This is a genomic window from Aquirhabdus sp., from assembly GCF_046462495.1.
In the GTDB taxonomy this organism is placed as follows: domain Bacteria; phylum Pseudomonadota; class Gammaproteobacteria; order Pseudomonadales; family Moraxellaceae; genus Aquirhabdus.
Map to the genome: position 1 here is coordinate 125,163 of NZ_JBKGVE010000005.1, position 19,311 is coordinate 144,473.

At 46.1% G+C, this 19,311-nt stretch carries 13 protein-coding genes and 1 pseudogene; 4 read left to right on the top strand and 10 right to left on the bottom strand.

Annotated elements, in window-relative coordinates:
- The 4 genes from ACLHG7_RS07860 to pilG all read right to left on the bottom strand — a co-directional run bounded on the left by ACLHG7_RS07860 (nt 1) and on the right by pilG (nt 3,732).
- Nucleotides 1-2,148 (bottom strand): methyl-accepting chemotaxis protein, encoded by a 2,148-nt coding sequence (locus ACLHG7_RS07860; RefSeq protein WP_410210496.1) that lies wholly within the window; start codon nt 2,146-2,148, stop codon nt 1-3.
- 209 nt (nt 2,149-2,357) lie between these two features.
- Entirely contained in the window at nt 2,358-2,882 is a 525-nt protein-coding gene (locus ACLHG7_RS07865; RefSeq protein ID WP_410210497.1) for a chemotaxis protein CheW, read from the bottom strand.
- A gap of 70 nt (nt 2,883-2,952) precedes the next feature.
- Nucleotides 2,953-3,318 carry a PleD family two-component system response regulator gene (locus tag ACLHG7_RS07870; protein WP_114899468.1) on the bottom strand — a complete coding sequence of 122 codons (366 nt, stop codon included), beginning with the start codon at nt 3,316-3,318 and terminating at the stop codon, nt 2,953-2,955.
- A gap of 21 nt (nt 3,319-3,339) precedes the next feature.
- On the bottom strand, nt 3,340-3,732 hold the full coding sequence (gene pilG, locus ACLHG7_RS07875) for a twitching motility response regulator PilG (protein ID WP_410210498.1): 393 nt from the start codon (nt 3,730-3,732) through the stop codon (nt 3,340-3,342).
- Nucleotides 3,733-4,218: 486 nt separating this feature from the next.
- Here pilG and ACLHG7_RS07880 point away from each other — a divergent pair, with 486 nt between their 5' ends.
- The 4 genes from ACLHG7_RS07880 (at nt 4,219) to ACLHG7_RS07895 (ending at nt 7,791) form a co-directional block, all read left to right on the top strand.
- A complete protein-coding gene (locus tag ACLHG7_RS07880; RefSeq protein ID WP_410210499.1) occupies nt 4,219-4,854 on the top strand; it encodes a hypothetical protein in 636 nt (211 codons plus the stop codon).
- A gap of 283 nt (nt 4,855-5,137) precedes the next feature.
- Nucleotides 5,138-6,097 (top strand): thioredoxin-disulfide reductase, encoded by a 960-nt coding sequence (trxB, locus tag ACLHG7_RS07885; RefSeq protein WP_410210500.1) that lies wholly within the window; start codon nt 5,138-5,140, stop codon nt 6,095-6,097.
- Between the two features lie 53 nt (nt 6,098-6,150).
- On the top strand, nt 6,151-6,912 hold the full coding sequence (gene aat, locus ACLHG7_RS07890; RefSeq protein WP_410210514.1) for a leucyl/phenylalanyl-tRNA--protein transferase: 762 nt from the start codon (nt 6,151-6,153) through the stop codon (nt 6,910-6,912).
- Between the two features lie 84 nt (nt 6,913-6,996).
- The gene (locus ACLHG7_RS07895) at nt 6,997-7,791 is read left to right on the top strand and encodes an arginyltransferase (RefSeq protein ID WP_410210501.1); all 795 of its coding nucleotides are present in this window, start codon (nt 6,997-6,999) and stop codon (nt 7,789-7,791) included.
- Between the two features lie 11 nt (nt 7,792-7,802).
- On the opposite strand, the gene rimI is transcribed toward ACLHG7_RS07895, so the two are convergent.
- From rimI to ACLHG7_RS07925, 6 genes and pseudogenes are all read right to left on the bottom strand, one after another.
- Nucleotides 7,803-8,276: a ribosomal protein S18-alanine N-acetyltransferase gene (gene rimI, locus ACLHG7_RS07900; protein WP_410210502.1), complete on the bottom strand. Its 474-nt coding sequence runs from the start codon at nt 8,274-8,276 to the stop codon at nt 7,803-7,805.
- Between the two features lie 185 nt (nt 8,277-8,461).
- Nucleotides 8,462-12,688 (bottom strand): DNA-directed RNA polymerase subunit beta', encoded by a 4,227-nt coding sequence (rpoC, locus tag ACLHG7_RS07905; RefSeq protein ID WP_114899474.1) that lies wholly within the window; start codon nt 12,686-12,688, stop codon nt 8,462-8,464.
- Nucleotides 12,689-12,876: 188 nt separating this feature from the next.
- Nucleotides 12,877-16,968 carry a DNA-directed RNA polymerase subunit beta gene (gene rpoB, locus ACLHG7_RS07910; protein WP_410210503.1) on the bottom strand — a complete coding sequence of 1,364 codons (4,092 nt, stop codon included), beginning with the start codon at nt 16,966-16,968 and terminating at the stop codon, nt 12,877-12,879.
- Between the two features lie 823 nt (nt 16,969-17,791).
- Nucleotides 17,792-18,163 carry a 50S ribosomal protein L7/L12 gene (gene rplL / locus ACLHG7_RS07915; protein WP_410210504.1) on the bottom strand — a complete coding sequence of 124 codons (372 nt, stop codon included), beginning with the start codon at nt 18,161-18,163 and terminating at the stop codon, nt 17,792-17,794.
- Nucleotides 18,164-18,208: 45 nt separating this feature from the next.
- A complete protein-coding gene (gene rplJ / locus ACLHG7_RS07920) occupies nt 18,209-18,715 on the bottom strand; it encodes a 50S ribosomal protein L10 (RefSeq protein ID WP_410210505.1) in 507 nt (168 codons plus the stop codon).
- 344 nt (nt 18,716-19,059) lie between these two features.
- Nucleotides 19,060-19,311: pseudogene (locus ACLHG7_RS07925) on the bottom strand (50S ribosomal protein L1); the annotation flags it as partial.

Consider the following 19,311-nt stretch of genomic DNA (forward strand, 5'->3'; position numbering starts at 1 on the left):
TCAATGCACAGTCAGTTCATCAGGCAATTTAAAGCCTGATACGGACTCACGGAGATTTGCTGCCATTTCAGCCAAGTTACCGACCGAACGTGCAGTCGCCATAGTCCCTGCTGTTGTTTGTGTCGTAATTTCTTGAATGACATTCATGGTGTTCGAAATATGACCTGCTGAAGCCGCCTGCTGACGCGCTGCTGAAGAAATATTTTGAATCAAGTCAGCCAACGTTCTGGAAACCTTCTGAACATCATCCAGCGCAATACCCGCGTCTTGGGCAAGACCCGCTCCGCGCACCACCTCCGAGGTTGTTTGCTCCATGGAGATAACCGCTTCATTGGTATCACTTTGAATGGCTTTGACCAAACCTTCAATCTGCTTGGTCGCCCCAGCTGAACGCTCAGCAAGACGCTGAACCTCATCCGCAACCACCGCAAAACCACGACCGGCCTCACCAGCCATCGATGCCTGAATCGCCGCATTCAACGCCAAAATGTTGGTTTGATCCGCAATGTCGTTAATCAACGAAACGATATCACCGATTTCCTGTGAAGATTCACCCAAACGTTTAATCCGTTTCGCAGTTTCTTGAATCTGGTCACGGATGATATTCATCCCTTCGATTGAGCGTTGAACAACATCGCCCCCATTCACAGCAATTTCCACTGAACGTTCCGCAACGGCAGCCGATTCAATCGCATTGGCAGAAACCTGATCAATAGAAACCGCAATTTCATTCACCGCAGCTGATGCGCCTGCAATTTCTTGCGCTTGATGTTCCGATGCTTCTGCCAAGTGCATAGCGGTTTGCTGGGTATCTTGTGAAGAGCCCGCAACTTGAAGTGCTGTGGTGTTAATTGCAGAAACCAGCAAACGTAACTGGTCGATCGCAAAGTTAACCGAATCCGCAATCGCCCCAGTAAAGTCTTCAGAAACTGTGGCATTTGCAGTCAAGTCACCATCCGCAAGGTCACCCAGCTCATCGAGCAAACGTAAAATCGCAGTCTGATTACGTTCACTTTCAGCTTGAATACTGCGCGCACGTTCTGCTTCTTTTTGCGCATCAGCCATCGCGCGCTCCTGATCAATCCGGCCACGCATCATAAACATTTTGATCAAGGCATAACCGAGCCCAATCAAACCAAATAACATCAAAGCACTAGGGAGAATGGTCGGATATTTCGTTTGCACAGATCCCGATAAGGTATCAAGACGTTTTAGAAGATCTGCAGATGCTGCGTATAGATTTTTAGCTGAATCACGAACCTGAGTAATCTGTGGTGAACTGATAAACATTTTTACGGCAGAAGGATTCAATACATCGGTATACGATTTTTCAACTGCGGCAAGTGCAGTCCGTGCGGTTGGATCGGTAATGGCTTGAATGCCTAGACTAGCATCCCCTTTTAACTGACCTTGTAGCACTTTACCAAAGGTTTGCGCATCATCTGAGAATCCTGAAGCTGAAGAAATTGCCGTGGTATCACCAGACAAAACCACTGTGATCGATTTCAAAATACGTTCGGATAATAAAACCTGATTACGCGCAAAAACGACCTGACTAGCAGGTGCGCCCGACTTCACCATCTGATCCGTAATCGTGTTGTAATTGGTTTGAATGAGAGGCACCACATCACGCGTTTGCACACCGACATCATGCAAATTATTCACGAGATCCTGATTCGTCAAAATATCATTAACCCCGAGCTCTGTGCCTTTCCAAGCGGCAAGCACAGCTTTCATATCATCATTGCTGGATCCATAATTAGAAATTAAGCTTTCCAAACGATCATGGAATTTCTTTTTGGATATCGCCAAGCGCTTAAAGGCCTCATCCGAACTCCCCGTCGAAGCTTCACTCGCATTCTTTGAAATCTGCTCGGAGAGCACGCGTAACTCACCGACGTCCCGAACCATCTTGTTACTTTTGGGGACGGTATACGCCAAGTAAATGAGCGAAAACAAAAATAGAATTAAAGATAAAATAGCGAGTAGCAATAAAGGTTTGACCTTTTTCGCATCACCAAAAGACCCTGCGATCTGATCAATATACTGTGTCAAACGTTGCTTCGCTGTTGAGGCTTGATGACTCAAAGCATTCGTATTTATTTTCTTTTTGACATTAGTACTTACATTCGAACGACGAAAACTCATTGTCACTACTCCATATTTATCGCGTTGAGTTTATATCCATGACCCAACCGACGTGAACGCTAGAGCGCCGCTACGAACTTGCATTCGTATGATCGACGACGAAAATTTCATTACAGTCTAAATACTTAGGCTGATAAACCCCAAACGACTAAACCCAACAAATTCAACAATAACAAACGATCAAATCTTTATCTCATGTGCAGAGCACACTACAGACTCGCACTTAAAAATCGCGGATCTGCTGCTAATCGACTAAGCATAAATACATGCCAATGCTGCCCAGTACGAAAAAAACCACCTTGCACATACGGCGAAACGCCTACAGCGACATCAGTCACCTCAGTCTCATATGATGCTTTACTAAAATGCTGAATACCAAGAACTTCATCAACGATTAAACCACTGAACAAATCACCATGATCAATGACCATGACTTTACTCTGCAGACTATCGCGTGCCGTTACCCCCGTGAAACCTGCCAAATCCGTCAAAGGCAGCAAACGACCACGTACATTGGCAAGACCAAGTAACCAGCGCTGTACACCATGAACAGGGGAATAATCGGGTACACGAAGAACTTCCGCCACCTCACCCAGAGGCGCGACAAATCGTTGGCCTGCAAGCATGAAGGCAACACCAGACCAACGGTCTGACTGGCTTTCTTGATCTTGTTGAATCCGACGACGGCCTTTTTCTGAAAGACGTAGGAGCTGAATAAATCCTTTAGCAGCCATATTTAATCATCCTAATGATCCACCAACGCTAAAAGCGATGATCAATAACATCCCTATAGAAAACTCTTCTTTATCGAGGTAGCAACCCATCTATCACTTGAATTAACATCGCCTCATCCACTGGCTTGGTTAAATAATCCTTCGCACCCTGACGTCTTCCCCAGACACGATCCGTTTCCTGATCTTTGGTACTGACAATCACGACAGGAATATGGCTGGTTTCCACACCACGAGAAATTTGTCGCGTCGCCTGAAATCCATTCATGCCCGGCATGACCACATCCATCAGTACAAGATCTGGTTTTTCAGCAAGTGTCAGTGCCACACCATCAGCACCATTTGTTGCCTCAAGTACATCGTGACCATTGCGCTGCAACATCTCACGAAAACGAAACGTCTCCGTTGGGGAATCATCTACCACTAAAATCTTTGCCATCACACCACCCTTAAATGTTTTTTATGCGACGCCTGCAACGACGTGCTGACGAATTGCACTAAACAACTCTTCCTTGCTGAACGGCTTAGTTAAATAATCATCCGCACCAACAATTCGTCCTTTTGCCTTATCAAACAATCCATCTTTTGAAGATAGCATGATGACAGGTGTTTTTTGATACGCAGGGTTGTTTTTGATTAAAGCGCAAGCCTGATAACCATCTAAGCGCGGCATCATGATATCGACAAAAATAATATCGGGGCGTGTATCGGCGATTTTTGCCAAGGCATCGAATCCATCGACTGCGGTATAAACCGTGCATCCTGCTTTTTGTAAAAGAGTTTCAGCTGTTCGACGAATCGTTTTGGAATCGTCAATCACCATCACTTTCAGTCCATCAAAACTTTCTTCCATTTTAGTCATCTTCCTGATAGTACGAAGTTGCAAACTAGTACTCACTAAATCGCTATTCCTGACGGATTATGGACGATTAAGAGTATTATTTTGTGTAGCATAAAACGTTCAGAGAGACTAAACCAGTGTTTAAGTTATTTTTATTTTCACTCGCGACCTATTCTCACCCACCCCAATATAACTTTTACTGCGATTCTTACCTAAATCATAAAGATGCCCTTATTTTTAGTCATACCATAATTTAAAGTTTGGCTGCATAATTGCATCTACCCGCAATGGAATTGCGATTTATGATATTACTTCAGGACGAGAGCTCGGCACATGCCCACCACCTATAGCCCCAGAATAAAAGCACATTGTATGCCAACCGTATTTTCTGCTCGAAAATTCTTTTTCAATATATTCAGTTTGTTGAAAAAGCATTCTCAGCGTTCTGTGCAAGGTTTGGCACAAATATTACAATTACCGTCAGTTATGGACAAAAGATTGCTGACATCATGTGTGCTATGCGGGCTAACGCTCTTGTCTTTTTCAGCACTTGCCACCACCACTGCACAGGCTCGCTGGTATCGCTATTATGACAATGGGATCCCGACATTAAGCTCTTCGGTCAGTGAACAACACATGTCACATGGCTATGATGTATTGGATAATCATATGCAGGTCATCAGGCATGTCCCGCCTTTTTCTACGCAGCGCTATGATCAGCAGAAGGCGCAACGTGAGCAAGCGATCGAAAAACAAATTGCAGATCGTCACTTGGTAGAAACTTACACCTCTTCTGACCGTGCAGCACTACAACGTGATCGAGAACTCAGTGAAATAGACAATCAAATTAAACGCGGAGAACAACAAAGTCAGGAACTCACTACCGCCCTCAACAACAGTATCTCCTTAGCAGCAAGCTATGAGCGGAATAACAAACCGATTCCTGTCACCATCAAAACCCAACTGGACAATAATCGACGCTTACTCACTCAATCCACAACCAATGTTGCCTCACTCAAAACCAAGCGTGAGCAAGCGGCGAGACAGTTTGCAAATGACATTATCCAGTTGAAACGCATTGAACGACAACGCATGACTCCGCAAGAGGGTGCAATAGAATCAAACCCGCAATAGTTTTTTCCGATCATGAATATCATTATTTCCACGCTGGAAAAATTGCAAAACACCCCATTGATAAGTGTAGGATTGCATCCTACTTTTATGAATCACTTATGAACGGCTCATTGAGCTAAATGGTACTGATGTACATCGTGTCACTCACGACCACATTGATCTTTTGAACGTTTGAAACTTTCTGGTTACATCCTGTCAATCTTGACCAAAAGAACACTCAAGCTACCGTATAATCGACATAAATGATGATGCACCATATTTAACACACTTTAGGATGATTCTAATGAACACCGCCGTCAAAACACGTCATGTCCGCTTACTCATTTTAGGCTCAGGACCTGCAGGCTATAGTGCAGCCGTGTATGCTGCACGCGCTAATCTAAACCCAGTTTTGGTTGCCGGTTTACAAATTGGCGGACAGTTAACGACCACCAATGAAGTAGACAACTGGCCAGGCGACCCGCATGGTTTAACGGGCAATGCGCTAATGGAGCGCATGCAGGAACATGCTGAGCGTTACGGCACAGAGATTGTCTATGACCATATCAATTCTGTTGATCTTTCCCAGCGCCCATTTCGCCTGACTGGTGATATGGAAGAGTTCACTTGTGATGCACTGATTATTGCGACGGGTGCAACCGCACAGTACTTGGGACTTGAGTCCGAGCAGGCATTTGCTGGTCGTGGAGTCAGTGCTTGCGCAACGTGTGATGGCTTTTTCTATAAAGATCAACCCGTCATGGTTGTTGGTGGTGGTAATACTGCGGTGGAAGAAGCGCTCTATTTGGCCAACATTGCGAGCCATGTCACTTTGGTTCATCGTCGTGACAAGGTTAAATCCGAGAAGATCCTGCAAGACCATTTATTTGAACGTGAAAAAGAAGGTAAAATTTCTATTCTTTGGAACAATCAAGTCGATGAAGTCCTTGGCAATGATGCTGGTGTCACTGGTGTACGCATCAAGAGTACAACCGATGGCAGCGCTCAAGATGTTGACGTGCAAGGTGTATTCATCGCGATTGGTCACAAACCCAATACCGGTTTGTTTGAAGGCCAACTAGAGCTGCATAATGGTTACTTGGTTGTGAAGAGCGGTACTCAAGGTAACGCGACTCAAACAAGCATCCCCGGTGTATTTGCTGCGGGTGACGTGGCCGACCATATCTACCGTCAGGCGATCACCTCAGCGGGTTCGGGTTGTATGGCCGCGCTTGATGCAGAACGCTTCTTAGATGGTCTGTAATTGCCTCTAATTACGGCAAGCTCGCCCCTACTGCATCACCACGAGTGTGTGTGATGCAGCCCACTCGATTACCGCCAAGCCTTTGGCAATTCCCCGACCCTACTCAGGCTGACCCAGAAGGCGAAGGCTTAGTCGCTGTTGGGGCAGATCTTGCACCTGAAACTATTCTTGCCGCGTATCACGCTGGCATTTTCCCTTGGTTTAATGAAGATGACCCCATTTGCTGGTGGAGCCCAGAACCGCGCTGTATCATTATCCCTCATACATTTAAACCCTCAAAAACACTGATTCGCGCGCTTAAAAAGAATCGATACACCCTGACCCTAGATCACAGCTTTTCAGCAGTGATGCGTGCTTGCGCCGGGGTCCGTGCTTATGCCGAAGGGACATGGATTAATGAAGAGATCATCTCAGGCTATTGCGGACTACATGCTGCTGGCTTGGCTCATAGTGTGGAGGTCTGGGAGCAAACGGAGCAAGGTGATGCGACGCTAGTTGGTGGATTGTATGGCGTCCAAATTGGACAAGCATTCTTTGGCGAATCGATGTTTAGCTTACGCACCGACGTCTCCAAAATGGCGTTCACCTTTTTGATGAAACTCTGTATGGCATCTAACTTCCCCTTTGTCGACTGCCAGCTACCTAACGACCATCTGATGAGTCTTGGTGCAACCACACAGCCTCGTGCACAATTTTTGCTTCAATTAAAACAAGTTCTCGCTGAATCTGCCCCAGATTGGCATTTGTTACAGAATCGTCACTTTAACTGCGCCGAACTGTTGACCCCGGAACTTTTTTCGGGCTTGATTAAGTAAAGGATCCAAACGTTTTGGAATGATGAGCATTAGCCTCACATTATTTTCAAATTTTATTCAAATGGCACCGGAGTATGTCGCCTCATGTCTAACATGAAAAACATTCGGTTTTACATCACACCGCCTCATCCGTGTAGCTATTTGGATGACCGTGCTGCACGCATGGTTTTTATTGATCCTGTTCGTGATCTTGATTTATCAACACTCTCTGAACTTTCACGGCAAGGATTCCGTCGCAGTGGCGATTTTATTTATAAACCGGAATGTCATCACTGTCGTCAGTGCCTGTCCTCACGTATCCCTGCAGAAGAATTTCAACCAGATAGTAGTCAACGTCGCGCCATTAACCGCAATAAAGATCTGCGGATGGCGATACGTTCAACGCGACACGCCACTGATATTCACTATCGCCTTTACGCACGCTATATCATCGAGCGCCATGCGGATGGCGATATGTTTCCCCCGACACGTGAGCAATTCGAGAAATTTTTGGTCACTGGAGGCGCCAATAGTTTCTTTATTGAATTCTGGCTGAATGATCGCCTCATGGTCGTGGCAACCTGCGACCCTCTAGATGACGGTATCTCAGCGGTTTATACCTTCTATGATCCCGATGAAAACAAGCGTAGCCTCGGCACCTTTGCCATCATGCAGCAAATTGAATGGGCACGTGCCAACCGCCTACCTTATGTTTACTTAGGCTATTGGGTGCCGCAATCAGAAAAAATGCGCTATAAATCCAACTTCCTACCGATTGAAGTGCTTCTGGATGGGCGCTGGCAACGCATTTCCCGTCCGATGACGATGACTGAAATGGATATTCTCGTCAAACGATTATCTCGGGATGAAAGTATTCAGGATTATAAACGCCTGCGCTAAACATCAAGCGGTTAAGCAAAGGGATTACCCCGCGTCAGAGCCATCAAGACTGCGTCTTCTTTGCCACTGGCAAATTGGGCACGATCGGCTAGATAATAATTTTTGCGTATGCCCATTTGATGAAATCCCGCCTTTTGATATAAGCCAATGGCCGCTTGATTGCTTTGCCGCACTTCAAGAAAGATCATCACGCAGCCTTCGCCCAAACGCTCAATCGACTCTTCAAGTAGTAAATAGCCCAATCCCTGCCCCTGTAGGGCTGGATCAATGGCCATTAATAGTAAATTAGCCTCGTCAAGGACAGGCTGCAAAATACAAAAACCGACCACCTGCTGGCCATTGGTAATGACCGTGCAACGTTGCCCTGCGTTTAAACTTTCTTGAAACTGGTTCGCTGTCCATGGATGATATTCCACTTGTTGCTCAATCGCTGCGACTGCGGAGACGTCTTGTGCCTGCATCACACGAATAGCATATTTCGACATAGTGACTCCAATGGATATTGAATTTTAAAGCCTTTAATAAGGATCATTATAACAGGTCAATTTTAAGGCTTTAATCAAACCGACACAGGCCGACCACTAAACTTAAAGAACATCCATAAAAAAAAGAGGCTCATTTGAGCCTCTTTTTTATTTGAATTGCCGATCTAAGTACTTCGTCGAAGCCTTTAGATTTGCTCTTCGTTCAATGCCTGACTGAACGCTTGATCCACTTCAGAGAAGTCGGTCGCCAGTGTTGATAGTTCAACTTCAGCTTCCAAAGCTTCTTGCTGACGGCGTGCCAAGTGATAGGCCAGACCCGTACCTGCAGGAATCAAACGACCCACAACCACGTTTTCTTTCAAGCCACGCAGATCATCTTCTTTGCCCGTTACTGCAGCCTCGGTCAGAACACGTGTTGTTTCTTGGAAAGACGCCGCAGAAATGAACGAGTCAGTTGACAACGATGCTTTGGTAATACCCATCAGGATACGCTCAAAACGTGCTGGGAACTTACCTTGGGCCAGTAATGCTTCATTCTCTTCAGAGACGCGCGCGTATTCTGCTTGCTCGCCTTTGATGAACGATGAATCACCGCCTTCGATGATGTCCACTTTACGCAACATCTGACGAATAATGACTTCGATGTGCTTGTCGTTGATTTTAACGCCCTGTAAGCGATAAACGTCTTGCACTTCGTTGACAATATAAGTCGCCAATTGCTCTTCGCCTTTCAGACGCAGAATGTCATGCGGGTTCTGTGGACCATCACTGATCACTTCACCTTTCTCAACGTGTTCACCTTCGAACACGTTGATTTGACGCCATTTTGGAATCAACTCTTCATGCACTTCACTGCCGTCTTCTGGAGTGATCAGCAAGCGATTCTTACCTTTGGTTTCTTTACCGAAAGTGATCACACCGCTGACTTCAGCCAGAATCGCAAACTCTTTTGGTTTACGCGCTTCGAACAAGTCGGCTACACGTGGCAGACCACCGGTAATATCACGAGTACGTGATGATTCTTGTGGTACACGACCAATCACATCACCCACACCGATCACATCACCATCACGCACTGTCAGAACAGTTTGTGCAGGCAAGAAGTATTGAACTTGTTGATCAGTTCCTTCAACCATCAATGGCTGATCGTTCGAATCAAACAATGCGACTGAAGGACGCAATTCTTTACCTGATGCTGGACGGTCTTTCGCTTGAAGAATCTCAATGGAAGACATCCCTGTCGCATCTTCGGTTTTGGTCGTTGCAGTCACACCTTCGGTGATTTGAACGAACTTAACACGACCTGCAACTTCGGTGATCAGTGGATGTGTATGCGGATCCCAGTTAACAATAATCTGACCTGCTTCAACAGCTTGGCCATCTTGTACACTGATCGACGCACCGTATGGCAAGCGATAACGTTCACGCTCACGACCAATATCATCCGCCACACCAATTTCAGCAGAACGAGACACCGCAACCAAATGACCTTTATGGTGATTTACGGTTTTGATGTTGTGGAAACGAATCGTCCCTTTGTTACGCACTTGGATGCTGCTCACCGCAGAAGCACGGCTTGCGGCACCACCCACGTGGAACGTACGCATGGTCAACTGAGTACCTGGTTCACCAATCGACTGTGCAGCCATAACGCCCACAGACTCACCGGCATTCACCAAGTGACCACGTGCTAGATCACGACCATAACACTTCGCACATACACCAAAGCGTGTGCGGCAGCTAATCACTGAGCGAACTTTAACTTCATCCACACCAGCGACTTCTAAGGTATCAACCCATTTCTCATCCAGCAGCGTACCAGCAGGAGCCAGCACTTCATCGCTACCTGGTGTCAACAAGTCAACAGCGACCACACGACCCAATACACGGTCACGTAGCGGCTCAATCACGTCACCACCTTGAATCAATGGGGTGATGTAAATACCGTCATCGGTACCGCAATCTGGCTCGGTGATCACCAAGTCTTGTGCCACGTCAACCAAACGACGGGTCAAGTAACCAGAGTTCGCAGTTTTCAACGCCGTATCCGCCAAACCTTTACGCGCACCGTGTGTCGAAATAAAGTACTGGAGAACGGTCAGACCTTCACGGAAGTTCGCCTTAATTGGCGTTTCAATGATTTCGCCTGATGGCTTGGCCATCAAACCACGCATACCGGCAAGCTGACGAATCTGCGCTGCAGATCCACGCGCACCAGAGTCAGACATAATGTAAATCGAGTTGAACGATTTCTGTCTTTCTTCATCGCCTTTCTTATTAATGACGACTTCAGTAGACAGGTTGTCCATCATCGCTTTCGCAACTTGTTCGTTGGTACGCGACCAGATGTCGACCACTTTGTTATAGCGTTCACCGGCAGTCACGAAGCCTTGCTCGAATTGATTTTCGATTTCGCGAACTTCAGTATCCGCTTTACCGATAATCTCTTCTTTGTTTGGCGGAATCAGCATGTCTTCCATACCGACAGATACACCGGAGTGAGTTGCTTGCGCAAATCCGAGGTACATCAATTGGTCAGCAAACAATACTGTCGCTTTCAGACCCAAAGTACGGTAAACCGAGTTAATCAGTTTAGACACGTTCTTTTTAGTCATGACTTGGTTAACTTGATCGAAGGTCATCCCTTCTGGCAAGATTTTCCAAAGCAAGCAACGACCTGGTGTGGTATCAACCAAGAATGTGGTTGTTACTTTTTCGCCATTTTCATCAAATACGGTCTGGTTCACACGCACTTTAATGCGGCTGTGTACAGTCACGAACTTGGTTGCCAATGCACGATCCACTTCTTGCGTATCGGCAAATACCATGCCTTCGCCAGGTGCATTGATCGTGTCACGGCTAATGTAGTACAGACCCAAAACAACGTCCTGTGACGGTACGATGATTGGTTCACCGTTCGCTGGAGACAAGATGTTGTTAGTAGACATCATCAACGCACGCGCTTCGAGCTGTGCTTCAATGGTCAACGGCACGTGAACCGCCATTTGGTCACCGTCGAAGTCGGCGTTGAACGCAGTACAAACGAGCGGATGCAACTGGATCGCTTTACCTTCAATCAGGGTCGGTTCAAACGCTTGCAGACCCAAACGGTGAAGGGTTGGCGCGCGGTTCAACATCACTGGATGTTCACGGATGACGTGTGCAAGAACGTCCCATACTTCTGGGGTTTCACGTTCAACCATTTTCTTCGCAGCTTTGATGGTTGTTGCCATGCCTGAAGATTGCAGTTTTGCAAAAATAAATGGCTTGAACAGTTCCAGCGCCATTTTTTTCGGCAGACCACATTGATGCAGACGTAGTGTTGGTCCAACCACGATCACTGAACGACCAGAGTAATCCACACGCTTACCGAGCAAGTTCTGACGGAAACGACCTTGTTTACCTTTGATCATATCGGCCAAAGATTTCAGCGGACGCTTATTGCTACCAGTAATAGCGCGACCACGACGACCGTTATCAAGTAGCGCATCAACCGCTTCTTGCAACATACGCTTTTCGTTACGCACAATAATGTCTGGAGCAGACAGTTCAAGCAAACGCTTCAAGCGGTTGTTACGGTTAATGACGCGACGATACAAATCGTTCAAGTCAGAAGTCGCGAAACGACCACCTTCAAGTGGGACCAATGGGCGCAAATCAGGCGGCAAAACTGGCAGAATGGTCATAACCATCCATTCAGGCTTGTTGTTTGAATCGCGGAATGCTTCCATCAATTTCAAGCGTTTTGAAGATTTTTTCAGCTTGGTTTCTGATGTCGTATTTGGAATTTCTTCACGCAGGCGTGCAATTTCTGATTCCAAGTCGATGTCACGTAATAAGTCCTGAATCGCTTCAGCACCCATTTTTGCAGTGAACTCATCGCCATGCTCTTCCAGTGCGTTGAAATACTCTTCATCGCCGAGCAATTGGAATTTTTCAAACGGTGTCATGCCAGGATCAGTCACGACATAGCTTTCGAAATAGAGCACGCGTTCGATATCACGCAAAGTCATATCGAGCAGCAAACCAATACGGCTTGGTAATGATTTCAAAAACCAGATATGGGCGACTGGTGATGCGAGATCAATATGACCCATGCGCTCACGACGAACTTTTGCAGTCGTCACTTCAACGCCACATTTTTCGCAGATCACGCCTTTATATTTCATACGCTTGTATTTACCGCACAAGCATTCGTAATCTTTGATCGGTCCAAAGATTTTGGCACAGAATAAACCATCACGTTCTGGCTTGAACGTACGATAGTTAATGGTTTCTGGCTTTTTCACTTCACCGTGTGACCATGACTTAATCATTTCTGGTGAAGCAAGACCAATCCGAATACGGTCAAAGTTCGCTAGAACTTCATCCGAACCCGGTTTTTTACGCATAATATCGAGTAAGTCTTTCAAGTCATTTCTCCGTTGTCCGAGGTGTGTTCACTCGGAAGGGGTCATTTGTATACTGTCTAATGCGCTAAGCTCACTTGTCATACGTATGCAAGTAAGCTTCGCGAAAATTTCACACTTTCCCAATCAACTCATTGATCTTAAACAACCCTAAATCGATATCAACATCGATTTAGGGCTTTGGAAAAGGCTTAATCTTCGCCTTTTAACTCAATATTAATACCCAAAGAACGAATCTCTTTGGTCAACACGTTGAAGGACTCAGGCATGCCCGGATCCATGTAGTGATTGCCATCCACGATGTTTTTGTAGATACGGGTACGACCTTCGACATCGTCTGACTTCACAGTGAGCATTTCTTGCAAGGTGTAAGTTGCACCGTATGCTTCCAGTGCCCACACTTCCATCTCCCCGAAACGCTGACCACCGAACTGCGCTTTACCACCGAGCGGTTGCTGAGTAACCAGTGAGTACGAACCGGTTGAACGCGCATGCATTTTGTCATCAACCAAGTGGTTGAGTTTGAGCATGTACATATAACCCACGGTCACAGGACGGTCAAACTTGTCACCTGTACGTCCGTCAAACAGCACTTGTTTACCGGTTTCTGACAAGTCAGCCAAAGTCAACAATTGCTTGATTTGGCTTTCTTCTGCACCGTCAAATACTGGCGTTGCGATAGGAACACCGCCGCGCAGATTTTTAGCCAATGCCAAGACTTCGTCATCAGTCAGGCTTGCCAGTTCTTCTTGCTCACCGCCGACTTGGTTGTAGATTTGGTCCATGAATTTACGCAGATCAGCAACTTTACGCTGTTCTTGCAACATACGATCAATCTTTTGACCCAAGCCTTTCGCTGCCCAGCCCATATGGGTTTCAAGAATCTGACCCACGTTCATACGGGATGGAACACCCAGTGGGTTCAGCACGATATCAACAGGTTCGCCGTTGATGTCATAAGGCATGTCTTCGACAGGCATAATGACCGAGACCACACCCTTGTTACCATGACGACCCGCCATCTTGTCACCCGGTTGGATGCGACGTTTGACAGCCAAGTAAACTTTAACCACTTTCAACACGCCATGAGCCAGCTCATCGCCTTGGTTGATTTTGCGTTTTTTCTCAACAAATTTCGCTTCGATCTCAAGATCTTTCTCTTTCAAGTACTCTTGGATCTGGCTTAAACGTGCTGCGATATCATCATCAGCCGGTTGGATTTCAAGCAGTTGCGTTGTTTCTAAACCATTGATGGTTTCTTCATCCAGCACTACACCACGCTTGATACCGCCACCACCATTGACTTTCTGACCATTCAACAAGCGTTCAACACGATTACGCGCCGCTTCTTCGAAAGTACGGAACTCTTCTTTCAAGTCTTTGCGGTAAGCATCAAGCTCAGCTTTATCAATTGCAATCGCACGTTCGTCTTTTTCAAGACCATCACGGGTGAAAACTTGAACGTCGATAACGGTTCCTTTAGTACCTGATGGTACGCGCAAGGAAGAGTCTTTAACATCCGCAGCTTTTTCACCAAAAATCGCACGCAGCAGTTTTTCTTCTGGCGTCAGCTGAGTCTCACCTTTAGGAGTGACCTTACCAACTAGAATATCGCCAGCGCTGACTTCTGCACCGATGTAAACAATCCCGGCAGCATCCAGTTTTGACAACGCGGCTTCGCCAACGTTTGGAATGTCGCCAGTGATCTCTTCAGTACCCAGTTTGGTATCACGTGCAACACATGACAATTCCTGGATATGGATCGACGTAAAGCGGTCTTCTTGTACAACGCGCTCAGACAGCAAGATCGAGTCTTCGAAGTTATAACCATTCCAAGGCATAAATGCCACGCGCATGTTTTGACCCAGAGCCAACTCACCGAGATCCGTTGATGGACCATCTGCAAGGATATCGCCACGTGCCACAACATCGCCACGATTAACGATCGCATCTTGGTTAATACAGGTGTTCTGGTTAGAACGGGTGTATTTGATCAAGTTGTAAATATCAACACCAGCTTCACCCGCATGCATTTCAGACTCATGCACGCGCACAACGATACGGCTAGCATCAACATAGTCAATCACGCCACCACGACCCGCGACCACACACACACCAGAGTCACGTGCAACGTGACGCTCCATGCCCGTACCCACGAGTGGCTTGTCAGAACGCAGTGTAGGCACCGCCTGACGTTGCATGTTAGAACCCATCAATGCACGGTTCGCGTCGTCATGCTCAAGGAACGGAATGAGCGATGCCGCTACCGAAACCACCTGACGTGGTGACACGTCCATGTGGGTGACCTTCTCAGGGGTCATGCGAATGAATTCGCCATGATGACGAACGGACACGAGGTCATCAGTCAACTCACCTTTCTTGTTCAGTGGTGAGTCTGCTTGTGCAATCACAGTATCGGTTTCTTCGATCGCTGACAGATATTCGATATGGTCTGTCACCACGCCATTTTCAACACGGCGATACGGTGTTTCCAAGAAACCGAATTCATTGGCTTTAGCATAAACCGCCAAGCTGTTGATCAAACCAATGTTTGGACCTTCAGGGGTTTCAATTGGACAGACACGACCATAATGGGTTTGATGAACGTCGCGAACTTCAAAGCCAGCGCGCTCACGGGTCAAACCACCAGGTCCAAGGGCTGAAACACGACGTTTGTGCGTGATTTCTGACAATGGATTGTTTTGATCCATGAACTGTGACAATTGGCTTGAACCAAAGAATTCTTTGATCGCTGCAGCCACTGGCTTAGCATTGATCAAGTCTTGCGGTGACAAACCTTCCGTTTCAGCTTGGTTCAAACGCTCTTTAACCGCGCGTTCAACACGAACCAGACCAACACGGAATTGGTTTTCAGTCATTTCGCCAACAGAACGCACACGACGGTTACCCAAGTGATCGATATCATCCACTTCGCCTTTACCGTTGCGGATATCAACCAGCATCTTGAGGACGTCAACCACGTCATCATTGGACAAAATGCCTTCGATTTCACGGGTGGCTTGGTCAGTACCGACTTCGTATGGGCGACCCAAACGACGGTTGAACTTCATACGACCGACAGGTGACAAATCGTAACGTTCTGAGCTGAAGAACAGGTTATTGAACAAGTTCTCTGCTGCATCTTTAGTCGGTGGCTCACCTGGACGCATCACTTTATAGATTTCGACCAGCGCTTCTTCACGGTTACGTGTCGTATCTGCACGTAAAGTATCCGCAACGAATGATCCACGATCGATGTCGTTGGTGAACAACATGTTGAATTCAACAACACCTGCCTCAACCAGCTTCACGAGAACTTCATGAACCAGCACAGTGTTTGCTTCAACGATCAGATCGCCTGCTTTGTTATAGACGTTGTGCGCGAGAATACGGCCATACAAGTATTCATCAGGTACTGGCAGCTTGGTCAGACCAGCTTCTTCCATCTGACGAACATGGCGTGCGTTGATACGTTTGCCTTGTTCAACAATGATTTTGTTGCCTTTACCAACGATATCAAACTGCGCCATTTCACCCCGTAGACGCTCAGGAATCAAGTCGATCTGATAACCACCGTCTGCCAAATAGACAGGCACTTTCTCGTAGTACATATCGAGAATTTGTTCAGTCGTGTAGTTCAAGGCACGCAGCATAATCGTGGCAAGGAGCTTACGACGACGGTCGATACGAACAAAAACCAAATCCTTCGCATCAAACTCAAAGTCCAACCATGAGCCACGGTAAGGAATGATACGCGCGGAATACAGTACTTTACCTGAGCTGTGGGTTTTACCCTTGTCATGATCAAAGAACACACCGGGTGAACGATGTAACTGACTCACGATCACACGCTCAGTACCGTTGATCACGAATGTCCCGTTGTCAGTCATCAGGGGCATTTCGCCCATGTACACTTCTTGCTCGCGTACGTCTTTGATCGACTTGGTTTCACGATCATAAATGATCAGGCGAATTTTGACGCGCATTGGCGCAGCATAAGTTGAACCACGTAAAATACATTCGCGTACGTCAAACTCAGGCTTACCTAAATGATATTCAACAAACTCAAGTGCAGCATTACCCGAGTAACTGACGATAGGAAACACCGAACGGAAGGCTGCTTGCAGACCGAAGTCTTCGCGTTGCTTCGCAGTTTTACCATCTTGTAAAAAAGCGCGATAAGAATCAACTTGGATGGAAAGCAGGTATGGCACTTCCATCACATTGGGCAATTTGCCGAAGTTCTTGCGAATCCGTTTCTTTTCGGTATAGGAGTATGCCATTGGAAGTCCTCAAAAAAGTAGGTGCAAGATAATGCTCGCTTCATAAAACAAAAGACAAAAGCATTCAATCAAAAACTTAAAACCAAAAAACTCTACAACTTAATCTGAACAGAAATACCCTACCCTTTAGACCCACAAAGATGAGACTTTGCATGAAGAGCAAAATAAAACTGTTTCAATCTACATAACCACACATCTCTATGTAAAAAATCATGCAGAACAGCGAAACCACATGAACTTTGAAAACCTGCTGTTAAATCAAGTTGCAACAGGACTTCCATTCATTTACCACATACGTCGACTCTAAAAAGTCCTCTACTCAGACCATCTTAGAACCAAGACAACAAAAACGACAAAACCACAAACGAGCAAAACACTCCAATTCAATAAACTGGAATGCATAAACTCGTTCATGGAAGAACGTTTAAATCTGCATTTTCGAACTAAACTTTTAATAAGACTCAAAAACAAAAACGACAACAATGCAGATTTAAAAATTCTTTTTCGCGTCTTAACTCTACGGACACCTCATCAATAAAAACCCCATTGAAAACTATCCTTAAAAGAGCAGACCATTACGATAAATGGACGCGCTGCACTGTGAAAATTGATCTCTTGCACGACTTTTATGACCCGGCCACTGCGCAATACACGCAAACGACCACAAAAACAAGAGCCGCATAGTATAATAAAAAACGGCGCACAAACGCAAGCGCTTGTCCACCGTTTTTTGAAACTAAATAAAGTCTTTTTCTAGAATCTAGAACTTTATCGAGATATTTAAGATTAAGCGGCCATTTGCAAGCAAATGACCCCTTCAGTCTTATTTGATTTCGACAGTTGCACCAGCTTCTTCGACTTTCTTTTTAAGCGCTTCAGCGTCATCTTTGCTCACGCCTTCTTTCAGCGGTTGCGGTGCGCCTTCAACGAGGTCTTTTGCTTCTTTCAAGCCAAGGCCAGTTACTTCGCGAACGATTTTAATAACTGCAACTTTGTTTGCGCCGAAACTGGTCAGAATTACGTTGAATTCTGTTTGTTCTTCAGCAGCAACAGCTGCACCAGCAGCAGGACCAGCAACTGCAACAGCAGCAGCAGAAACGTTGAATTTTTCTTCAAATGCAGAAATAAGTTCAACCAATTCAACAACTGATAATTCGCCAACGGCGTTCAGGATGTCTTCTTTTGACAGTGCCATGAGTAAAGCTCCAAAATGTGTATAGGTGGGTGAGGCAAGTTGCGATTAAGCAGCTTGTTCGTCCTGTTTGTCTTTGAGTGCTGTAAGTAAACGAGCAAACTTCGAAACAGGCGCTTGCAGAACTGACGCCAGCATCGTAAGAGCGGTGTGCAGATTCGGCAGATTTGCCAATACGTCGATTTGATCAGCAGCATAAAGCTTGCCGTCAAATGCAGCCGATTTAATGACCAGCTTGGCATTGTCTTTTGCAAAGTCTTTCAACAAACGAGCGGCAGCGCCCATGTCGTCTTCAGAAGTTGACAAAGCAATGATCGATGGGCCAGTCAGAGTGTCGTTCAATACTGCAAACGGCGTTCCTTCTAGCGCACGACGTGCGAGAGTGTTACGAATAACACGCACATACACACCTTGCTGACGGGCTTTGTTACGCAGACTTGTCATCTGAGCAACAGTTAAGCCACGATAATCGGCGACCACAGCAGAGAATGCACCAGACGCAGCTTCTGACACTGCGGCGACGATCTCTTTTTTGTCCTCTAGTCTTAGAGTCACTGTAACCTCCTTCGTGTATAGATGAACACAATGTCCATCACCATGATTTGCATACTAATTATTTCACTAATGCAAAATAATCAATCTACACGCGGAAAGTCTAAACCCTAAGATTTATCCCACCGCGTCTACGTAGGACGCATTAAGAAAGATTCATTAAAACAAACCTCTCGCCTACGGTCTTTGACGCTGGTTAGCATGCAAAACATATCTAACCACTTCAAAGCCCACTCAACCGATTCCTGTCCGCATCAGATTAAACTGACCACAAACAACAACCATCAAGATTTTTGTTTGCCAAATCACCGATCTCTCAATGATTCAGCAGAATTTTTTTATACCGATTAAGCAGAAACAGATGACACATCAATCGTTAAGCCAGGACCCATGGTCGATGACAAAGTGATTTTCTTGATGTAAATACCTTTTGAAGTTGCTGGTTTAGCACGCTTCAAATCAGATACCAAAGCTTCAACGTTTTGGCGGATCGCAGCAGCTTCAAAGCCAACTTGACCAACCGCAGCATGAATAATACCGCCTTTGTCAACGCGGTAGCGCGCTTGACCAGACTTAGCATTCTTAACCGCTGTGCCAAC